Raw genomic sequence first — 21575 nt, forward strand, 5'->3', positions numbered from 1 at the left:
CAGGTTGTTATTATCGCTTTGTGCTATTAAGTGATTACGCACCAGCATATAAACCGGTGCGCAATCATCACGGAAGTGAACTAACTGGCAAACTGGCGGAACAGCGCTTTGCCTTTTAATAACCGCGTGCCAAGCCAGCCGCCACAGAGTGAAAGCAGCACTGCGCCGCAGAGGGGCAGCGTCAACCACAGCCGCCAGTCAGGCTCCCACGGGAAGTCGAACACCTTTGTCTGGAGCACCGCCAGCGCGGTCTCCGCGCCTATCGCCGCCACCAGACCGGCCACCAGCCCCAGCAGAGCAAATTCACTCCAGAGCGTGGCGCGCAGCAGCCGCTTGCTTGCCCCCAGCGTGCGGTAAACCACCAGCTCCTGATGCCGCTGGCGCATGCCCACCTGCACCTGCGCCAGCAACAGCAGCACGCCGCAGATCGTCACCAGCACCACCATCACCTCCAGCGCGCGGCTCACCTGCTCCAGCACCTGCCCCACCTGCTTCAGGATCGCGCCGATGTCCAGCAGGCTCACCGTCGGGAATTCCCGGTTAAGCTGGGTCAGCATGCCGTTACCGTTCTCCCAGCGGAAGCTGGTGAGCCAGCTCTGCGGCTGGCCGTCCAGCGCCCCTGCAGGGAAGATGAAGAAGAAGTTTGGCCGCAGGCTCTCCCAGTCCACCTTGCGCAGGCTGGTCACTTTGGCGCTGAAGTCCTGCGTATCGCCGGTAAACGTCACGCTGTCCCCGAGCTTCACGTTCAGGCGCGTCGCCAGGCCCTCTTCCATCGACACCTCCCCCGCTTTCGGCGGCCAGGTTCCGGCGGTAATCGGGTTATGGTCAGGACGTTTATCCTGCCAGGTCAGGTTCAGCTCGCGGTTAAGCGACTCATCTTTATTTCCCTCCGTCGGCTGGCCGTTAATCTGCGTCAGGCGCGCGCGAACGATGGGATAGAACGACTCAGGAATAATGTGGTGCTCCGACAGGAAGCCCTTCAGCGGCGTCACCTGTTCCGGAGCAATATTGATCAGGAAATAGTTCGGGCTTTCCGGCGGAAGCTGCTGCTGCCAGCGATCCAGCAGATCGCCGCGCAGCACTAAAAGCAGCGCAAGAAGCATAAACGACAGCGAAAACGCCGACAGCTGGCTGAGCGTGGACCACGGCTGATGCAGCAGACGGTTGACCGCCAGCCGCACGGGCAGCGATTTCACCGTCAGCTTTCTCAGCACGTTGAGCAACAGCCAGCCGAGCACGCCGCACAGCAGCGCCAGCACCATGGCCCCCGCCAGTACCGCCCACAGCAGCGTGCTGCCCCCCATCAGCCAGGCCAGCAGCCCAACCGCCACGGCAAAAATGATCGGCAGATAAAACTTCAGCGGCCAGACGCTGGCAACCACGTCCTGACGCAGCACCCGCAGTGGCTGCGTCGCGAGCAGTAGCCGGTACGGGCGTAGCCCTACCAGCAGCGAAATCACCGTCATCGCGCCGATTGCCCATAGCCACGGCCAGAGGCTGGCGGGCGGCAGCGCGGCAGGGAGTACCGGCTTTAGCAGCACCATCAGCAGCTTCTCAAACAGCAGCCCGATGGCCCCGCCGGTAATGGCCGACAGTGCCAGCACCATCAGCCACTGGCCGACGATCAGCTTGCGCAGCTGCGCCCGGCCTGCGCCGAGGGTTTTGAGGATCGCCACCAGGTCGTAGCGGCTGCGGCAGTAGTGCCCCATCGCCACGGCAACTGCCGCAATGGCCAGCAGCAGGGTTAACAGCGCCGAGAGCAACAGGAACTGCTGAGAACGTTCAAGAGATTTGCCGAGCGCCCCTTCATCCTGCTCCAGCCCGTACCAGCGATGCTCCGGCTTGAGCTGCGGCAGGAGCCATTTTTCATACGCATCAAGCTGCGCAGGCGTGCCGCCAAACTTGTAGCGCCAGGTGACGCGGCTGCCCGGCTGCACGGCGTTGGTTTTCGTCACGTCAGCGGTATTCATCATCAAACGTGGCGCAAGCTGGAACGGGTTAAAGCCGGAGTCCGGCTCCTGCACCACTTCTCCCGCAATCCTGAACGTCGCGTCGCCGACGTCGATGCTGTCACCCGTTTTCAGGTTCAGTAGCGCCATCAGACGCGGTGCCAGCAGGACCGTGCCAGGCGCGGGTTTTAATCCCGCCGGGCGGGTCTCCAGCTCACCGTACATCGGGTAGATATCATCGACGGCTTTAACGCTGGCCAGCTGCGGCGTGTCGCCTGCGAAGGTCATGGTCTGGAAGCTTATCTGCTCGCCCACCTTCAGCCCAATTTTGCGCGCTTCTTCAATCCAGCCAGGCGGAACCGCGCGCGAACTTTGCAGCGCCCTGTCCCCCGCCATAAATTCCCGGCTTTGCTGGCTGAGCCCTTTTTCCATTCGGTCACTGACGCTGCCGAGCGCCAGCACGCAGGCCACCGCCAGGCTTAACGCCAGCCAGACAATCAGCAGCGAGGGCGAGCGCCACTCGCGCCAGAACCAGCGGGCAATCATGCTTCCTCCTGAAGAATACCGTTCACCAGGCGCAGGCGGCGGTCGCAGCGGGCGGCCAGCTGCGGATCGTGCGTCACCAGAATCAGCGTGGTGCCGTGCTCGCGGTTGAGCGAAAACAGCAGATCGGCAATCTTGTCTCCGGTTTTACGGTCAAGGTTACCGGTGGGTTCATCGGCAAACAGCACTTCCGGGCGACCGTTAAACGCGCGCGCCAGCGCCACGCGCTGCTGCTCGCCGCCCGAAAGCTGCGCCGGAAGGTGGTCAAGGCGTTTGCCCAGCCCCAGCTGTTCCAGCAGGGCTTTGGCGTGTTCGCGACTTTCACGCGTATTTTCACCGCGCAGCAGCCCTGGCAGTTCCACGTTTTCCAGCGCGTTCAGCGTCGGGATCAGCATGAAGGACTGGAAGACAAAGCCGATATGGCGAGCGCGCAGCGCGGCGCGCGCCTCTTCATCCAGCTGGTGTAGCGGCTGCCCGACCAGGTGGACCTCCCCACTGCTGCCGTCGTCCAGCCCGGCCAGAATCGCCAGCAGCGTGGACTTGCCGGAGCCTGACTCACCGATCAGCGCGATGGTTTCGGCGCGTTTGACAACGAGTTCAACTCCGGTGAGGATGGACAGCTCGTGTTCTCCCTGACCGACGGACTTCTTAAGACGATGAACTTCAACACTGTTTTCCGCTGGCATTTGCCCTTCCTTTTTTTGATTCTGATGACCTTCCGCGCGGCGGCTGCGGACACGTTACTGATTCTGGGCGACAGCCTGAGCGCAGGCTATCGCATGGCGGCCAGCGCGGCCTGGCCTGCATTACTCAATGACAAATGGCAGACCCAAACGTCCGTCGTCAACGGCAGCATCAGCGGCGATACCTCCCAGCAGGGGCTTTCGCGCCTTCCCGCACTGCTCAAACAGCATCAGCCGCGCTGGGTGCTGGTCGAACTGGGGGGTAATGATGGCCTGCGCGGCTTCCAGCCTCAGCAAACCGAGCAAACCCTGCGTACCATTTTGCAGGAGATCAAAACGGCGAACGCCCAGCCGCTGCTGATGCAAATTCGCCTGCCGGCTAACTACGGCCGTCGGTATAATGAAGCTTTTAGCGCGATCTACCCTAAGCTTGCCAAAGAGTTTGATATTCCCCTGCTGCCATTTTTCATGGAAGAGGTCTATCTGAAACCCCAATGGATGCAAGACGACGGTATTCATCCCAATCGCGATGCACAGCCGTTTATTGCCGACTGGATGGCAACCCGGCTGGCTCCTTTAGTTAAACATGACTCGTAATTCAGCGGAGTTCCTGACAGGTAAAGTTATGCAAAAATCGGTCTTAATAACAGGATGTTCCAGCGGAATTGGCTTCGAAAGCGCGCTCGAGTTGAAGCGTCAGGGATTTCGGGTGCTGGCGGCCTGCCGCAAACCTGAAGATGTTGAACGCATGAACGGCATGGGCTTCACCGGCGTGTTGCTGGATCTGGATTCACCGGAAAGCGTTGAACGCGCGGCGGATGAGGTCATCGCCCTGACCGATAACCGTCTGTTCGGCCTGTTCAATAATGCGGGCTTCGGCGTGTACGGCCCGCTGGAGACCATCACGCGCGAACAGCTTGAACAACAGTTTTCCGCGAACTTTTTCGGCGTACATCAGCTCACCATGCGCCTGCTTCCCGCCATGCTGCCGCACGGTGAAGGACGCATCGTCATGACCTCCTCGGTAATGGGTCTGATTTCCACCCCGGGCCGCGGTGCCTACGCGGCCAGCAAATATGCGCTGGAGGCCTGGTCCGATGCCCTGCGCATGGAGCTGCGCCACAGCGGCATCAAGGTCAGCCTGATTGAACCCGGCCCGATCCGCACCCGCTTCACCGAAAACGTCAACCAGACCCAGTCGGACAAACCGGTCGAAAACCCCGGCATTGCCGCACGCTTTACGTTAGGTCCTGAAGCGGTTGTCGCCAAAGTGCGCCATGCTTTTGAGAGCGATAACCCCAAACTGCGTTATCCGGTCACGCTGGTGACCCATGCCGTTGGCTGGCTAAAACGCCTTCTGCCGGGCCGGATGATGGACAAAATTTTACACGGCTGAGTTGAAGCGTCGCCGCTCATCCCCATGTAAAGAACAAACCGACAAAAGAGAAAGCCGCATGTCCGTACAGAATATCGTCAATATTACTGAAGCAAACCTGCAACAGACGCTGGAACAGTCGATGACCAAACCGGTGCTGTTCTACTTCTGGTCTGAACGCAGCCAACACTGTCTGCAGCTGACGCCGGTACTGGAGAGCCTTGCCGCTCAATACAATGGTCAGTTCATTCTCGCTAAGCTGGACTGTGACGCCGAGCCGATGGTGGCGTCTCAGTTTGGCCTGCGCGCCATTCCAACCGTCTATCTGTTCCAGAATGGACAGCCTGTTGATGGCTTCCAGGGGCCGCAGCCGGAAGAGGCGATCCGCGCCCTGCTGGATAAAGTGCTGCCGCGCGAAGAAGAGCTGAAAGCGCAGGAAGGCATGGCGCTGATGCAGGAAGGCAAATACGACGAGGCGCTGCCGCTGCTAAAAGACGCGTGGCAGCTGTCGAATCAGAACAGCCAGATCGGCCTGCTGCTGGCGGAAACGCAGATCGCCCTGCACCGTTCAGAAGACGCGGAAGCCGTGCTGAAGACTATCCCGATGCAGGATCAGGACACCCGCTATCAGGGACTGGTTGCGCAGATCGAACTGCTGAAACAGGCGGCGGACACCCCGGAAATTCAGCAGCTGCAGCAGCAGGTTGCCGACAACCCGGCCGATGCCGCGCTGGCAAGCCAGCTGGCGCTGCAGCTGCACCAGGTGGGGCGTAACGAAGAGGCGCTGGAGCTGCTGTTCAGCCATCTGCAAAAAGATCTGGCAGCCGCAGACGGCCAGGCGCGTAAGATGTTCCAGGAGATCCTGGCCGCGCTCGGCACCGGTGACGCACTGGCGTCGAAGTATCGTCGTCAGCTGTACGCATTGCTCTACTAACAAAAAAATGCCCGGTGGCGCTAACGCTTACCGGGCCTACAAAAGCCGGTTTATTCCGACCTTTTCAACTGCGTCACCACCAGCTGGTGACGCGCGTTGTAAAACTTCCGGTAGGTTAAATAGCAGGCAATAATGGTCGACAGGCTTGCCGTAGAGAGCAGCATAAAGGTCACCATAATCTGATACTTAATCGCTTTTACCGGATCGATCCCCGCAAATATCAGCCCCGACATCATGCCCGGCAGACTCACCAGCCCCACGGTTTTGGCTGAATCTACCGTTGGGATCAGCGATGAGCGAATGCTCTCACGAATCAGCCGCGCCGAGGCTACTTTAGGCGTCGCCCCCAGGCTTAATTTCTCCTGTAGCTGCTGCTGTTCACTGCTGAAACGCTGTCCGAGGTTGTTGTAACACAGCCCCACGGCAACCATGGCGTTCCCCGCAATCATGCCGGAAATCGGGATCACCTGCATTGGTGTGAATTCAATGGAACCCGACAGCACCAGAACCGCCAGCGTGAGCGCCGTACCGGTCGTGATGGCGATAAACGAAGAGACGAACGCTTTATCGATATACTTGCTGCGCTTTTGCGCATTCCACGCGGCATTGAAGCAAATAAACAGCACCATCAGCAGGGTCAGTACCGCATGGTTGACGTTGAAAATGTACTTCAGCACATAGCCAACGATGATGAGCTGAATCACCGCGCGGCAGATACTCCACAGAATGTCTTTTTCCAGCCCCAGCTTTTCCCGGTAGCTGACCACAATCGCAATCAATACCAGCACCATCGAAAACGCCAGCGATTCATTGGTAATATTATGTTCACCCACGGTTGGCCTCCTGCATTTTTCCGCCCTGTGGCTGAAGCGTGATGACATCATCCGCATGGGTTATTTCGTTTGAATCATGCGTTACCCACAGCACGGCAATATTCTGCTCCCGCGCGTAGCGATGAATAATGTCGTTGACGTTGCGTTTGTTCGCGTCATCCAGCGCGCTGGTGATCTCGTCGAGCAGCAACACCTTCGGCAAGAACTGCAGATTACGGATCAGCGACACGCGCTGCTTTTCCCCGCCGGACAAGGTATTAATGGATTTCGTCAGGGTGTCCTGCGGCAGCCCAAACCGCGCTAAATCGGCGATAAATTTGTCAGGCTCTGGGGTTTTGCTGCGGATTTGCCACGGGAAAATCAGGTTATCGTAAACCGTATCGCCAAAAAGCGTTGGCGTTTGCACGCAATAACAGACTTGCTGCCGATAGCTCTCCGGCGAAAGCGTCGCGATATTTTTTCCTTCAAAGAGAATGGTGCCTTCCGTCGAACTGAGAAGCGAGGCCACAATTTTTAATAACGTGCTTTTACCGCAGCCCGAGGGACCGGTGATGAGTTTGAATTCACCCGGCGAGAGGCAAAAGTTGACGTTTTTAAGAATAGTATTTTCCCCCACCGTAAAGCCCACATCCCTGATCTGCAATATATCGCTTTGATTGTTCATATTCTTCCTTTTGATTGCCACATAAAGACTTAACAAAGACTCAATGTAAACATTGATTTATTTTCTCATTCCCCAAATTTCTCTCCAGTAACGTTAACTCAAGTACATTCAGGAGTAAAAAATCGCCATAAGTCACATTTACGAGCATAAAAAGCACAATTTTCATTCGGAATAGTAAGTCTTCATAAAGATTTAAAATGATTAAATGTTGACTTACAGAACACTAGTTAATGATTTAAATCAAAACAACACACTTTTACACACTCTAAAATCATTCAAAAATAAGACATCAAAATGTCTTAAAACCTCAATGAAAGCCTACGAGAACTCATTCACTTTAAATCGTCAGAATACATTTCTGATGTGAATCAACACAACATTACCGTCTGGAAATTAAAGATGAAAACCACCGTTAAATTTTTGGCCTCTGCCGTTGCTCTTTGCATTGTGCCAGCAGCCAGTGCAATCACTCTGGAACAAGCCGAAGCCAATTTGAAAATGGCGAGCGTAGCTTCCCGTTTTGCGGAAAAGACTTACCGAAGCGCTTTAAGTAACGAACATACAACTGACGTCGCGATGAACAATGCGATGGATACGTACGGCGTTCTTTCAAAAGAAGCCGCTGCGGCAGCAACGGCACACAGCGATGCGATAGATCAAATCCAGAAGGCGCGTCAGGCGGCAAAGGATAGTAGGGCAACACTTGCAGCTGCGCGCCTTGCATTCAAAAATCTCACGCCAACACCGGTTCCAGCTTCACAGACGGTTCCTCAGAAGATATCTCCGCCGATGAAAACCCCGGTTGCCATCCCGCAGGCGATCCCGCAGAAACTGGTCTCCACCGCCATTCCACAGCCGGTGAAAGCCCCGGTCGCCATCCCGCAGGCCACGCCGCAGAAGCTGGTCTCCACCGCCATTCCGCAGCCAGTGAAAGCCCCGGTCGCCATCCCGCAGGCGATCCCGCAGAAGCTGGTCTCCACTGCCATTCCGCAGCCCATGAAAACCCCGGTCGCAATTCCGCAGGCCACGCCGCAGAAGCTGGTCTCCACCGCCATTCCGCAGCCAATGAAAGCCCCGGTCGCCATCCCGCAGGCCACGCCGCAGAAGCTGGTCTCCACCGCCATTCCGCAGCCAGTGAAAATCCCGGTTGCCATCCCGCAGGCGATCCCGCAGAAGCTGGCCTCCACCGCCATTCCACAGCCAATGAAGGCTCCGGTTGCCATCCCGCAGGCGATCCCGCAGAAGCTGGTTTCCACCCCCATTCCGCAGCCAGTGAAAGCCCCGGTTGCCATCCCGCAGGCCACGCCGCAGAAGCTGGTTTCCACCGCCATTCCGCAGCCGATGAACACCCCGGGACCGATCTCTCAAAATGTCCCGAATAAAAAAAATGTACTCACTGCCGCACCAACAAATATGACGACACAAATTGTGGTGACGAAAACGCAGCCGACAACCCTTTCTCCAGGTCTGCCGAAAAATGCTGTAATCAATCCGCAAACGCCGTACAAGAGTAGCGTGACTATTATCGACCCAACCACGCCGCCTACGTCGGGCATTGTCATGATCAGCAAAGCTGACAATACAGCAAAGCAAACCGCTACAGCTGTCGCACCAAAGAGTACCACCACCAGCCAGACCGCTGGCTCAACCTACAATGTAGTCGCTATCAATCAGGTTAATAGCTACTACGTTAGCCAGGCAAATAACCGTCAGGTTGCGGATAATAGTCAGCGTATCGACAACAATAGTCAGCGGATCCAGAGCAATAGCCAACGAATTGATGGCAACAGCAAAGCCATCGATCGTAACGCAAAAGAGATTGATGATACTCGCGACGAGCTGAAACGTGGCCTGAACAACGCGGCAGCGATGTCGAGCCTCCACTACCATTCCGACAACTCATGGGCATTATCTACCGGAACCGCTAATGGCGACGGAGCAGCACTGGCGGGCGGGCTTCAAAAAGGCCTGACAAGCCACGTTGCCGTGAATATGCAGGCATCCACCTCTTTCGACAGTGGATGGATGGCAGGCGCCGGCATTTCGGGAGATTTCTAATTCCAGTAGAAGATATCTTTTGGAAATGTTGAAAAACTAACCTGCACACATTTTCGTATTGATCTCTACACCAAAGCCGCCGCTCAGGCGGCTTTTTTATTGCTGCTAACACTCATAGTTAAATGTACTTGAAGTATTCACTTACTCAGAATGGGAAGCAGACACTTCTGTACATAAATCAGTCACTGTAATGTCAACTGTTTTTGACATGTTGACATTGAAAGTAATATAAATCTTCCATTTGTGATCTTGCCTGAGTTACCGCACCCTGAGCTAATAGCCTCTTGCAATGAGTGGTGTTAGAATTTTTCGCAGACAAATTGTCACGCTTATAACTATAGGAAGTATGCAACATGACACACATCTTTTATGAGTTCCCTTCGCTGAAGCCAGGTGTTCCTGATGTAGAAACATTAATGGAAGTCATCAATTCTTCAGAACTCACAAGTTTTGTCATCGGTGCAGAAGTTGTCGACTTTGTTAAGAAAGCCCTCATCGTAAATACCACCATCGGCAGCTTCAAAAATTGCTATTTCGCCTTCGACAACGGGACACAGTTCCTGGAGTTTGATGGCAAAGGAAAGTCGAAACGTTTTAACGAAATCCCTGAATGGTTCGTCTCTCCGGCTGAATTTTCTCGCACGCAGTGGCTCATCAACCACGATCTGGCTGATGTGAAAGCCACCCAATTTATCGATGTGCTGATGTCCTACCCCCTAAAAGAGCGCCGCGCACACTGTAATCTGTTATTCGGGCTGGAACTGGAAAAAGTCAATGCGATGCCTGCCACGGCCCCTTCAGCAAGTAAAATTGGTAACAAGAACGGGAAAACGACCAAACCGCGCGTGATGGACCTTGGCTCGTTCGAGCTGTTCAGCCAGTTCTTTGAGCGGATGAAAACTGCCGTTCTTGCTAATGAATTCCCGACATTACAGGTGCTGACCGGAATGGATAACCTGTCAAAAGCCCCACATGCCTTAAAACAGGGGATCAGAACCTGGTTTAAAGCTATCGCAGGCGATCTCCCGCCAAACAACAAGCGTGTTGAAGCAGGTAATTCAGTGCTCTTCTGCGCCCCGATTCGCGAACAAATACAGCAAATAGAAGCTATCGGGTTGGAAAACTACTATCAGGGATTATCAAAAGCCATCGCCGAGGCCAGTGATAGCTTTATTGCCGATTTCACCTACTCCCATTCCGTAAATTAATCCTTCAAGCCCTGCCATCCTGCAGGGCTTACCTCAATAATCCGTCTCCCACCTCTTTACAGGGGCGAATTTCCCCCTGATAGCCGATATACTTACGAACAATAAAGACGCAGTTTTCTCATCACAGCATTCAAAACAGGAGGTTTTATGCTCATCGTTGTTCCTGTCCTTATTTTTGTTGCGCTGGTCATTGTCGGCGCAGGCGTCAAAATTGTGCCTCAGGGTTATCAGTGGACCGTAGAACGCTTCGGCCGCTATACCAATACGCTGCAGCCGGGCCTGAGCCTGATTGTTCCCTTCATGGACCGCATTGGTCGTAAGATCAACATGATGGAGCAGGTGCTGGATATTCCTTCTCAGGAGATCATCTCTAAAGACAACGCCAACGTCACTATTGATGCCGTCTGCTTTATTCAGGTGATTGATGCGCCTAAAGCGGCCTATGAAGTGAGCAACCTGGAGCTGGCGATCGTCAACCTGACGATGACCAACATCCGTACCGTGCTCGGCTCCATGGAGCTGGACGAAATGCTTTCCCAGCGCGACAGCATCAATACCCGCCTGCTGCACATTGTCGATGAAGCGACGAATCCGTGGGGGATCAAAGTCACCCGTATTGAGATCCGCGACGTGCGCCCACCGGCTGAACTGATCGCCTCCATGAACGCCCAGATGAAAGCCGAACGAACCAAGCGAGCCTACATTCTGGAAGCCGAAGGGGTGCGTCAGGCCGAGATCCTCAAAGCGGAAGGGGAAAAACAGTCGCAGATCCTGAAAGCCGAGGGCGATCGTCAGTCCGCATTTTTACAGGCGGAAGCGCGTGAACGTTCGGCAGAAGCGGAAGCCCGTGCGACGCAGATGGTGTCCGAGGCGATTGCTGCCGGTGATATCCAGGCCGTGAACTACTTCGTCGCGCAAAAATATACCGATGCGCTGAAAGAGATCGGCTCCGCGAACAACAGTAAAGTGGTGATGATGCCGCTGGATGCCAGCAGCCTGATGGGGTCAATTGCCGGTATTGCCGAGCTGATCAAAGACAGTGGAAACGAGCGTAAAAAATGATTGAGCTGATCGTTGCACATCCTCATGCCTTCTGGCTAAGCCTCGGTGGCTTACTGCTGGCGACGGAGATGCTGGGCGGCAACGGCTACCTGCTCTGGAGCGGCGTTGCCGCTGTCATTACCGGGCTGGTCGTCTGGCTGCTGCCTGTCGGCTGGGAGTGGCAGGGTGCACTGTTTGCGGTGCTCACGCTGGTGGCCGCGTGGCTGTGGTGGCGCTGGCTGAACCGGCAGGTGAAAGATCAGAAACCGGCAGACGCCCACCTTAATCAGCGCGGGCAGCAGATTGTCGGCAAGCGTTTCACGCTCGACAGCGCACTGGTGAACGGGCGCGGGCACATGCGGGTGGGCGACAGCTCGTGGCCGGTGGTGGCCGACGATGACCTCAGCGCCGGTACCCAGGTCGAGGTCATTGCGGTGGAAGGCATTACCCTGCGGGTGAAAGCCTGTTAAGCATGCGCCTTACGGTGACAGCAGCCAGCAAGGTTGTCGATAATCGGGCAATCAGCGCTGTCATCGCCCGGGCATGAGTCCGCCAGCCCCAGAAGCTGTTCGCGCATCGCCTGCAGTTCTACAATGTGGCGTTCAATCTCCGCCACTTTTTCCAGCGTGCGCTTTTTCACATCGGCGCTGTGGCGCTTCGGATCGTTAAACAGGTTAACCAGCTCGCCGCACTCTTCCAGATTAAACCCCACCTGTCTTGCCTGGCGCAGCAGCGTCAGTTCATCAAGATGCAGCTGCGTGTAGCTGCGGTAGCCGTTTTCACTGCGCAGCGGCGGCGTGACCAGCCCTTTCTCTTCGTAAAAGCGAATCGCTTTGCTGGTTAAGCCGGTTTTTTTCGCAACGTCACTGATATTCACATTTCCCCCTTGACCTTCCCCTTGATGGAAGGTTTAACCTTGATAACAGTTAGCGAAAAGCAGAGTGAAGGTCAACAATTGACCAGAACATTATACGGGAGTTTTGTTATGTCTCACACTATCGACCTGACACTGGACGGCCTCTCCTGCGGCCACTGTGTCAAACGCGTTAAAGAAAGCCTGGAACAGCGTCCTGACGTTGAAAGCGCTGACGTGACTATCGATCATGCCGCCGTGATCGGCAGCGCCAGCGCGGATGCGCTGATCGATACCATCAAGCAGGCCGGTTACGGGGCGGAGTTAAGCCACCCAAAGGCTAAACCGCTGGCAGAGTCATCATCCCCGTCGGAAGCACTGACAGCGGCCACTCCTGAGCTTCCGGTAGCGGATGATATTGATGACAGCCAACAGCTGCTGATCAACGGCATGAGCTGCGCCAGCTGCGTCTCTCGGGTACAAAATGCATTGCAGGCCGTACCGGGCGTCGCACAGGCACGGGTAAACCTCGCGGAGCGCACTGCGCTGGTGATGGGCAGCGCCTCCGCCGCAGATTTAGTCCAGGCCGTAGAGAAAGCGGGCTACGGCGCGGAAGCGATTGAAGATGACATCAAACGCCGCGAGCGCCAGCAGGAAACGGCTGTCGCCACCATGAAACGCTTCCGCTGGCAGGCCATCGTTGCGCTGCTGGTGGGTATCCCGGTGATGGTGTGGGGCATGATCGGTGACAACATGATGGTCACTGACGACAACCGCACGCTGTGGCTGGGGATTGGTGCGATCACGCTCGCCGTGATGGTCTTTGCAGGCGGACATTTCTATACCAGCGCCTGGAAGAGCCTGAAAAACCACACCGCGACGATGGATACGCTGGTAGCGCTCGGGACCGGCGCAGCGTGGCTCTATTCCATGAGCGTGAACGTCTGGCCGCAGTGGTTCCCGATGGAAGCGCGGCATCTCTATTATGAAGCGAGCGCGATGATTATCGGCCTGATTAACTTAGGCCATATGCTAGAAGCCCGCGCCCGTCAGCGCTCCTCGAAGGCGCTGGAAAGATTGCTTGATTTAACCCCGCCGACGGCACGCGTTGTGACAGACGAGGGTGAAAAAAGCGTCCCGCTGGCTGACGTGCAGCCCGGCATGACGCTGCGCCTGACGACGGGCGATCGCGTTCCGGTTGACGGCGCAATTCTCCAGGGCGAAGCCTGGTTCGATGAAGCCATGCTGACCGGGGAACCGATCCCGCAGCAAAAATCCCAGGACGATAACGTGCATGCAGGCACGGTCGTCCAGGACGGCAGCGTGCTGTTCCGCGCCAGCGCGGTCGGCAGCCATACTACGCTGTCGCGTATTATCCGCATGGTGCGCCAGGCACAGAGCAGTAAGCCCGAAATCGGCAAACTTGCCGATAAAATCTCCGCCGTTTTTGTTCCGGTGGTGGTCTGTATTGCCCTGCTGAGCGCGGCAATCTGGTATTTCTTTGGGCCAGCACCGCAAATCGTCTATACCCTGGTGATTGCCACCACGGTGCTGATCATCGCCTGTCCGTGTGCCCTTGGCCTGGCGACGCCGATGTCGATCATCTCCGGCGTCGGACGTGCCGCCGAGTTTGGCGTGCTGGTGCGTGATGCCGATGCCCTGCAGCGTGCAAGCACCCTGGACACGCTCGTCTTTGACAAAACCGGTACGCTGACCGAAGGGAAACCGCAGGTCGTGGCGGTGCATACTCTTGGCTTCTCAGAGGCTGACGCGCTGCGTCTCGCCGCCGCGCTGGAGCAAGGGTCCAGCCACCCGCTGGCCCGCGCCATTCTCGATAAAGCCAGTGACGCTACCCTGCCGCAGGTCAGTAACTTCCGCACCCTGCGCGGGCTCGGGGTGAGCGGCGAAGCCGACGGCCACACGCTGCTGCTGGGGAATCAGGCGCTGCTCAATGAAAACGGAATTGATACTTCATCGCTGGAAGGCGAACTGATTGCTCAGGCATCACAGGGCGCAACGCCCGTACTGCTCGCTGTAGACGGTAAAGCCGTCGCCCTGTTGTCGGTGCGCGATCCCCTGCGCCAGGACAGCGTGGATGCATTAAAACGTCTGCACCGTGCGGGCTATCGTCTGGTGATGCTGACCGGGGATAACCCAACAACGGCCAACGCCATCGCCAAAGAGGCGGGTATTGATGACGTCATTGCGGGCGTACTGCCGGATGGTAAAGCGGATGCCATCAAGAACCTGCAAAGTCAGGGCCGTCAGGTGGCCATGATCGGTGACGGTATTAACGACGCACCGGCGCTGGCGCAGGCAGAAGTGGGTATTGCCATGGGCGGCGGGAGCGATGTCGCGATTGAAACGGCGGCCATTACCCTGATGCGCCACAGCCTGATGGGCGTTGCGGATGCGCTGGCGATTTCGAAGGCCACGTTGCGCAACATGAAGCAGAACCTGCTCGGGGCATTTATTTATAACGTCTTCGGCATTCCGATTGCCGCCGGGATTTTATGGCCGCTGACGGGCGCGCTGCTGAACCCGGTGGTTGCCGGGGCGGCAATGGCGCTCTCCTCCATTACCGTGGTGAGCAACGCCAACCGTCTGCTGCGGTTTAAACCGAAAGATTGAACCTTGTTCTCGTACGCGCTAGCATGATCCTTTCGGTCATGGAGCGCGTATGAGTCTGTTTAATCGTATAAAAGCATCGTTTCGCGCCCTCTTTCCCCGACGTTATGCCTGGCCCGGTATGGATATCTCACTTCCGGGCGGGCAACACCTGCACCTTGTAGGAAGCATCCATATGGGGACGCAGGATATGTCCCCGCTGCCCGCTGGCCTGATAAAACTGCTGAAGAATGCCGACGCGCTGGTCGTCGAGGCGGATATTTCGGGCCATGAATCCCCCTTTGCGGGTCTGGAGAGCGACCGTCCTCTTGCGGAACGTCTCAGCGAAGCCCAGCTTACCGAACTGACGCGGCTCGCGGATGAAACCGGTGTATCGCTCGCCATGCTGGACACCCTTCCGCTCTGGCAAATTGCCATGGTGTTGCAGGCGACGCAGGCACAGCGTCTGGGCTTGCGCGGTGATTACGGCATTGATTATCAGCTGCTGAATACGGCAAGAGCGCGCAATCTCCCGATCATTGAACTGGAAGGCACGGACAGCCAGATCGGTCTGCTGCGGCAGCTTCCCGATGACGGTCTGATCCTGCTGGATGACACCCTGACCCACTGGCACACCAATGCCCGTCTGCTGCAAACCATGATTGGCTGGTGGCTGGATGCTCCGCCGACGGACAGTAAGCTTGTGCTGCCGTCAACGTTCAGTGAATCGCTGTATGATGTGCTGATGAACGCGCGCAATCAGGCGTGGCGAGAAACGCTGCATGCCCTGCCTGCCGGGCGGTATGTCGTCGCGGTCGGCGCGCTGCATTTGTATGGGGAAGGGAATCTGCCGTCGCTGCTGAAATAAAAAAATGGCCAATATTTCTATTGGCCCGTCAAAGAGGAATTTCATCGTTTTTATTATACCGAAGGAGACCTTCGGCTGAGCCGATTGTCGCTCAAAGTGACCATCACTGCCAATACTATTGCGCAAGATGGTGCTATTTTTTAGACAAACGTCAGGCGTATGCTGTTGGCATAAAATGTCTGTCGTAAGAAGGATAGCTATGACTCCCGCCGTTAAATTACTCGAAAAAAACAAAATCTCTTTCCGGATCCATACTTACGATCACGATCCGAATGAAACCAATTTTGGTGATGAAGTGGTGCGCAAGCTGGGGCTGAACGCTGACCAGGTCTATAAAACGCTGCTGGTCGCGGTGAACGGTGATATGAAACATCTCGCCGTGGCGGTAACGCCCGTCGCCGGGCAGCTGGATCTGAAAAAGGTCGCCAAAGCGCTGGGGGCAAAAAAGGTCGATATGGCGGATCCGATGGTTGCGCAACGCACTACCGGATATCTGGTGGGCGGGATCAGCCCGCTCGGGCAGAAAAAACGGCTGCCGACGCTGATCGATGCACCTTCGCAGGAATTCGAGACGATCTATATTTCGGGCGGCAAGCGCGGGCTGGATATCGAACTGGCCGCGGGCGATCTGGCGAAAATGCTGGACGCGAAGTTTGCGGATATTGCGCGCCGGGATTGAGAAAATTGCCCGGTGGCGGCGACGAGGTAAAAGCAAAACGGTAACAGGCGTTACCGTTTTTTGTGTTCGCGCCCTCTCCCGGTGGGAGAGGGTTGGGGTGAGGGCATCAGGCCGCACAGCACTACTGCCAGTTCACCTCACCTTTCGGCTCATACGCATTCACGTCAATCGGTGAATTCTGCTCGATGAACTGCTTCAGCACTTCCGCGTCGATAAAGCCAGTATTCACATAGCCCGGTTTATTATCAATATGCGGATAGCCGTCGCCTCCCGTGGCGTTAAAGCTTAACGTTGCCAGGCGGTACGTTTTGGCCGGGTCAACCGGTTCGCCCTTGATCTTCAGATCGTTAAGCTTGCCGTCTTTCGCGACAAAACTCACGTTAGCAAACTGCGGGTAGGCGCCCGAGTCAGGCTTCATCTGCGCCACGGCGGTGAGGTAGTCAATCACCTCTTTCCCGCTCATATCCGCATACACCACCACGTTGCCGAACGGCTGTACCTTCAGCACGTCTTTATAGGTGATGTTTCCACCTTCGATGGAATCACGAATGCCGCCGCCGCTCATTACGCCAAAGTCAGCGCCAGTGCGCGCTATTTGCGCCGCCAGCACCAGATGGCCCATGTTGGTCTGCACGAAGCGGACTTTGCTGCGGTCCCCTTCCAGGCGGCCATTGAGCGTACCAATTTTCACGTCCAGCTGCGCCTTGCCTTTGTTCTGGAACGGCGTCAGCAGGGAGAGCATCTGCTGGTTCTCTGCAATCTCAGGCGTGTAAAGTACGCGCTCACTTTTCCCGTCCGGATAGGTCACCTTCTTCTTCAGGTTGACCGGAATGAGCTGATAGTGGACCAGCTTCATCTCGCCGTTACGGAACTCGAAATCTGCGCGCCCTACGTATTTACCCCACTCGTGCGCCTGTACGATCCAGATACCGTTCTGACGGTCCGGCGCGCACGGCGTGCCCGGCACGTAGTCCACCTGCTTTTTATTCTCGGACGCCATACACACTGGATCCTGTGAGTGACCGCCCACAATCATTGCCAGCGAGCCCGCAGGCAGGCTGCGCGCCATCTCGACGTCGCCCGGCGCATTGGAGCCGTGCGCGCCGTTGTCGTAGTGCCCCATGTGGGTGGTGGCGATAATCACGTCCGGTTTTTCGTTCTGCTGCAATTCCTGAATCACCAGCTTCGCTTCATCTGCCGGTTTGCGGAATTCGATATCGGTGAAGAACTCCGGGTTACCTATTTTGGCCGTGTCGTCGGTAGTGAGGCCAATGACCGCAATTTTTAAGTCCTGACGCTTAAACAGCGCCCAGGGTTTAAACAGGCGTTCGCCGGTGCTTTTCTGATAAATATTGGCAGAGAGGAACGGGAATTTAGACCACTTCTCCTGCTGGCGCAGCACGCTCAGCGGGTTATCGAATTCATGGTTACCCACGGCCATCGCGTCGTAGCCAATCAGATTCATGCCGCGAAAGTCAGGCTCGGCATCCTGTAAATCAGATTCCGGCACGCCGGTATTGATATCCCCACCCGAGAGCAGCAGCACGCTACCGCCTTCTGCGGCGACCTCTTTGCGAATACCGTCAACCAGCGTTTTTTGCGCCGACAGGCCATATTCCCCGTATTCACTGCGCCAGAAATGACCGTGGTGATCGTTGGTATGCAGAATGGTAATTTTATAGGTTTTGTCTTTTTCATACGCCTGTGCGGGCAGGCTAGTCAGCCCCCAGGCCGCTATCAACGCCAGCGCGACGCCACGCTTCATTAACTTCATCATCTCTCTCCCTGACCAATAGACAAACGCAAAAATTACAGTGACTCACAAGAATAGACAAATAAGTTTTCAGAATTGCGACTTTCTTCAAATGTCACGGACGGGTATGTTAGTCGGATAATAATTACACCTTGCATTTCTCATAACAAATCGACGTGGTATTTATGGCAATCAGTGAATCAACCCAGCCCGTCCCGGGCGCTCCGGCGTCGTCGCCAAAATCGCGCACTTCCTTTAAAGTTTTAGGCGCAATCAGTCTCTCGCACCTGCTCAACGACATGATCCAGTCGCTGATCCTGGCAATCTACCCGCTGCTGCAGTCCGAGTTCTCGTTAACCTTCGTACAGATCGGGATGATCACCCTGACCTTCCAGATGGCCTCCTCGCTGCTGCAGCCGGTGGTCGGTTACTGGACGGATAAATACCCAATGCCGTGGTCGCTCCCCATTGGCATGTGCTTCACCTTGAGCGGGCTGGTGCTGCTGGCAATGGCGGGCAGCTTTGAAGCGGTGCTTATCGCCGCCGCGCTGGTGGGGACAGGCTCGTCCGTCTTCCATCCGGAATCCTCCCGCGTGGCGCGTATGGCCTCCGGTGGTCGTCACGGGCTGGCGCAGTCCCTGTTCCAGGTAGGTGGTAACTTTGGCAGTTCCCTCGGCCCGCTGCTGGCCGCGGTGATCATCGCCCCATACGGCAAAGGCAACGTGGCGTGGTTTGTGCTGGCCGCGCTGCTGGCGATTGTGGTACTGGCGCAAATCAGCCGCTGGTATGCCGCGCAGCATCGCGTGAACAAGGGCAAACCTATAGCGAAGGTTATCAATCCCCTTCCCCGTAACAAGATTATCCTGGCCGTAAGCGTGCTGCTGGTGCTGATTTTCTCGAAATACTTCTATATGGCGAGCATCAGCAGCTATTACACCTTTTATCTGATGCAAAAATTCGGATTATCGGTACAAAACGCGCAGTTCCACCTGTTTGCCTTCCTGTTTGCGGTGGCAGCAGGAACGGTGATTGGCGGGCCTGTAGGTGACAAAATCGGGCGTAAATATGTGATTTGGGGCTCAATCCTTGGTGTTGCACCCTTCACGCTTATTTTGCCCTACGCAAGCCTGGAGTGGACGGGGATTTTGACCGTCATTATTGGTTTTATTCTGGCCTCTGCCTTCTCGGCCATTCTGGTCTACGCACAGGAGCTGTTACCGGGGCGTATCGGTATGGTTTCCGGGCTCTTTTTCGGATTTGCCTTCGGCATGGGCGGCCTTGGTGCGGCGGTGTTGGGCATGGTTGCAGATCACACCAGCATCTTCCTGGTCTACAAAATCTGTGCTTTCCTGCCACTTCTGGGGATATTGACCATATTCCTGCCTGATAACCGTCATAAAGCGTAATTTAGGGGTCGCCAAAGTTAAACTCTGGCGACCTTGCCCCCTTATGCCATAAGGGTTTCTTCTCACCTTCCCCATCAAACTTGTCCAAAAGGGCTTTTTTTCACGCTTATTGCTCTTTTATTCAAACTTCAACAATTATTCATAAACATAAGGGTAAAAATTGTCATAAACTATTACCTGGTACCTGGTCTTTTGGTATTTATGCCAAAAATGGAACACTCACCGCGAAAGGAGACGGAATGCACCACGCCACACCGCTTATCACCACCATTGTTGGTGGACTTGTGCTCGCTTTTATCCTTGGCATGATTGCCAATAAACTGCGTATTTCTCCTCTTGTCGGCTATCTGTTAGCGGGTGTACTGGCGGGTCCTTTTACGCCGGGTTTCGTGGCGGATACCAAACTGGCTCCAGAACTGGCGGAATTAGGCGTGATTCTGCTGATGTTTGGCGTCGGTCTGCATTTTTCACTGAAGGACCTGATGGCGGTAAAGTCTATCGCCATACCGGGAGCGATCGCCCAGATAGGGGTGGCGACGCTGCTGGGAATGGCGCTTTCAGCGGTACTGGGCTGGTCGCTGATGACCGGCATCGTGTTTGGGCTGTGTCTTTCAACCGCCAGTACCGTGGTGCTGCTGCGCGCGCTTGAAGAGAGACAGCTGATAGACAGCCAGCGCGGGCAAATCGCAATAGGCTGGCTGATCGTTGAAGATCTGGTGATGGTGTTAACGCTGGTGCTGCTGCCCGCCGTCGCCGGGATGATGGAAAAAGATAACCTCGGCTTCGCCTCGCTGGCGTTGGATATGAGTATCACCATCGGTAAGGTTGTGGCCTTTATCGCCATCATGATGCTGGTGGGCCGCCGTCTGGTACCGTGGATCATGTCCCGCACTGCGGCGACAGGTTCCCGCGAGCTGTTCACCCTTTCGGTACTCGCTCTGGCGCTGGGTATCGCCTTTGGTGCCGTTGAGCTGTTCGACGTCTCGTTTGCGCTGGGCGCGTTCTTCGCCGGGATGGTGCTGAACGAATCTGAATTAAGCCACCGCGCGGCGCACGACACGCTGCCGCTGCGTGATGCTTTCGCCGTGCTGTTCTTCGTCTCCGTCGGGATGCTGTTTGACCCGCTGGTTCTGATTCAGCAGCCGCTGGCGGTGCTGGGCACGCTGGCGATCATTATCTTTGGTAAGTCCGTTGCCGCCTTCTTCCTGGTGCGGATGTTTGGCCACTCGCCGCGTACGGCGCTGACCATTGCCGCCAGCCTGGCGCAGATTGGTGAGTTCGCGTTTATTCTGGCCGGTCTCGGCATGGCGCTTAATCTCCTCCCGCAGGCCGGTCAGAATCTGGTGCTGGCGGGGGCGATCCTCTCCATCATGCTGAACCCGGTGCTGTTTGCCCTGCTGGAAAAATACCTCGATAAAACGGAAACCCTGGAAGAGCAGACGCTGGAAGAGGCTATCGAAGAAGAGAAGCAGATCCCGGTGGATATCTGCAATCACGCGCTGCTGGTTGGCTTTGGCCGCGTGGGCAGCCTGCTCGGTGAGAAGCTGATGGCGCAGGGCATTCCGCTGGTGGTGATTGAAACCTCACGCACACGCGTTGACGAACTGCGCGAGCGCGGCATTCGCGCGGTGCTGGGCAATGCGGCAAACGAAGAGATCATGAATCTGGCGCATCTGGACTGCGCCCGCTGGCTGCTGCTGACCATTCCGAACGGCTACGAGGCTGGTGAGATTGTCGCGTCCGCGCGCGCGAAGTGTCCGACCATCGAGATTATTGCCCGCGCGCATTATGACGATGAGGTGGAATACATCACCGAGCGCGGCGCGAATAAGGTCGTCATGGGCGAGCGTGAGATTGCGAACACGATGCTGACGCTGCTTGAGAAAGCGCCGGTTGAAGAGGCTGTTACGGGGTAAGTTTGGTGCGGTCTGGCCCCCTCACCCCAGCCCTCTCCCCATAGGGGAGAGGGTGTTCAAGTTCCCTCTCCCCTATGGGGTGTACAGTCCGGGGACATGGTAGACAGGTGTTCGGGGACATGGTGAACACTTTTTAACATCCTTTACCCATGGTGATCGACTTTTTCTTCAGGTCGATCACCCCCACTTTCGTGCTGTACCACCA

General features: G+C 56.1%; 18 protein-coding genes. 12 read left to right on the top strand and 6 right to left on the bottom strand.

Translation table 11 applies throughout. The features are described from left to right. Positions 1-80: 80 nt before the first annotated feature. Both ybbP and ybbA read right to left on the bottom strand, forming a co-directional pair. Positions 81-2495, bottom strand: coding sequence for a putative ABC transporter permease subunit YbbP (gene ybbP / locus AC2T6E_RS07795; protein WP_486691151.1), 2415 nt, complete (start codon positions 2493-2495; stop codon positions 81-83). Further along, positions 2492-3178 (bottom strand): putative ABC transporter ATP-binding protein YbbA, encoded by a 687-nt coding sequence (gene ybbA, locus AC2T6E_RS07800; protein ID WP_010428235.1) that lies wholly within the window; start codon positions 3176-3178, stop codon positions 2492-2494. Before ybbA ends, ybbP begins: the two co-directional genes overlap by 4 nt. On the opposite strand from ybbA, the gene tesA reads away from it, so the two are divergent. The 3 genes from tesA to AC2T6E_RS07815 are packed head-to-tail and all read left to right on the top strand — an operon-like array spanning position 3149 to position 5484. Further along, positions 3149-3772, top strand: a complete 624-nt coding sequence (tesA, locus tag AC2T6E_RS07805) for a multifunctional acyl-CoA thioesterase I/protease I/lysophospholipase L1 (RefSeq protein WP_010428232.1) — start codon at positions 3149-3151, stop codon at positions 3770-3772. The genes ybbA and tesA overlap by 30 nt on opposite strands. Next, a complete protein-coding gene (locus AC2T6E_RS07810) occupies positions 3762-4571 on the top strand; it encodes an SDR family oxidoreductase (protein ID WP_085928900.1) in 810 nt (269 codons plus the stop codon). Before tesA ends, AC2T6E_RS07810 begins: the two co-directional genes overlap by 11 nt. A gap of 58 nt (positions 4572-4629) precedes the next feature. Then, a complete protein-coding gene (locus tag AC2T6E_RS07815; RefSeq protein WP_108415744.1) occupies positions 4630-5484 on the top strand; it encodes a co-chaperone YbbN in 855 nt (284 codons plus the stop codon). Positions 5485-5534: 50 nt separating this feature from the next. Here AC2T6E_RS07815 and fetB read toward each other — a convergent pair whose 3' ends face one another. Continuing rightward, entirely contained in the window at positions 5535-6317 is a 783-nt protein-coding gene (gene fetB / locus AC2T6E_RS07820) for an iron efflux ABC transporter permease subunit FetB (protein WP_126815776.1), read from the bottom strand. Continuing rightward, entirely contained in the window at positions 6310-6981 is a 672-nt protein-coding gene (fetA, locus tag AC2T6E_RS07825; RefSeq protein ID WP_486691156.1) for an iron efflux ABC transporter ATP-binding subunit FetA, read from the bottom strand. Before fetA ends, fetB begins: the two co-directional genes overlap by 8 nt. A 399-nt stretch (positions 6982-7380) precedes the next feature. Between fetA and AC2T6E_RS07830 the strand changes: the two genes are divergently transcribed. From AC2T6E_RS07830 to AC2T6E_RS07845, 4 genes are all read left to right on the top strand, one after another. After that, positions 7381-9039, top strand: coding sequence for a hypothetical protein (locus tag AC2T6E_RS07830; RefSeq protein WP_486691158.1), 1659 nt, complete (start codon positions 7381-7383; stop codon positions 9037-9039). A 353-nt stretch (positions 9040-9392) separates the two neighbouring features. Next, positions 9393-10247 (top strand): hypothetical protein, encoded by an 855-nt coding sequence (locus tag AC2T6E_RS07835; protein ID WP_108415740.1) that lies wholly within the window; start codon positions 9393-9395, stop codon positions 10245-10247. 147 nt (positions 10248-10394) lie between these two features. Then, on the top strand, positions 10395-11309 hold the full coding sequence (locus AC2T6E_RS07840) for an SPFH domain-containing protein (protein ID WP_042715719.1): 915 nt from the start codon (positions 10395-10397) through the stop codon (positions 11307-11309). Beyond that, positions 11306-11758, top strand: coding sequence for an NfeD family protein (locus AC2T6E_RS07845; protein WP_148400324.1), 453 nt, complete (start codon positions 11306-11308; stop codon positions 11756-11758). Before AC2T6E_RS07840 ends, AC2T6E_RS07845 begins: the two co-directional genes overlap by 4 nt. Here AC2T6E_RS07845 and cueR read toward each other — a convergent pair. Then, the gene (cueR, locus tag AC2T6E_RS07850) at positions 11755-12165 is read right to left on the bottom strand and encodes a Cu(I)-responsive transcriptional regulator (protein ID WP_010428217.1); all 411 of its coding nucleotides are present in this window, start codon (positions 12163-12165) and stop codon (positions 11755-11757) included. The two genes, AC2T6E_RS07845 and cueR, sit on opposite strands and share 4 nt — an antisense overlap. Positions 12166-12273: 108 nt before the next feature. Between cueR and copA the strand changes: the two genes are divergently transcribed. The 3 genes from copA (at position 12274) to ybaK (ending at position 16295) form a co-directional block, all read left to right on the top strand. Further along, positions 12274-14772, top strand: coding sequence for a copper-exporting P-type ATPase CopA (copA, locus tag AC2T6E_RS07855; RefSeq protein WP_486691164.1), 2499 nt, complete (start codon positions 12274-12276; stop codon positions 14770-14772). 49 nt (positions 14773-14821) lie between these two features. Next, positions 14822-15616 (top strand): TraB/GumN family protein, encoded by a 795-nt coding sequence (locus tag AC2T6E_RS07860; protein WP_010428208.1) that lies wholly within the window; start codon positions 14822-14824, stop codon positions 15614-15616. 199 nt (positions 15617-15815) lie between these two features. Beyond that, entirely contained in the window at positions 15816-16295 is a 480-nt protein-coding gene (ybaK, locus tag AC2T6E_RS07865) for a Cys-tRNA(Pro)/Cys-tRNA(Cys) deacylase YbaK (protein ID WP_010428207.1), read from the top strand. Between the two features lie 121 nt (positions 16296-16416). Here ybaK and ushA read toward each other — a convergent pair whose 3' ends face one another. Further along, positions 16417-18069, bottom strand: a complete 1653-nt coding sequence (gene ushA, locus AC2T6E_RS07870; protein WP_126815878.1) for a bifunctional UDP-sugar hydrolase/5'-nucleotidase UshA — start codon at positions 18067-18069, stop codon at positions 16417-16419. Positions 18070-18233: 164 nt separating this feature from the next. On the opposite strand from ushA, the gene AC2T6E_RS07875 reads away from it, so the two are divergent. Further along, positions 18234-19454, top strand: coding sequence for an MFS transporter (locus AC2T6E_RS07875; RefSeq protein ID WP_148400322.1), 1221 nt, complete (start codon positions 18234-18236; stop codon positions 19452-19454). 239 nt (positions 19455-19693) lie between these two features. Then, entirely contained in the window at positions 19694-21370 is a 1677-nt protein-coding gene (gene ybaL / locus AC2T6E_RS07880; RefSeq protein WP_211446168.1) for a YbaL family putative K(+) efflux transporter, read from the top strand. The last annotated feature ends 205 nt before the right edge of the window (positions 21371-21575 follow it).

The sequence above is a fragment of the Enterobacter sp. B79-1 genome, assembly GCF_057444735.1.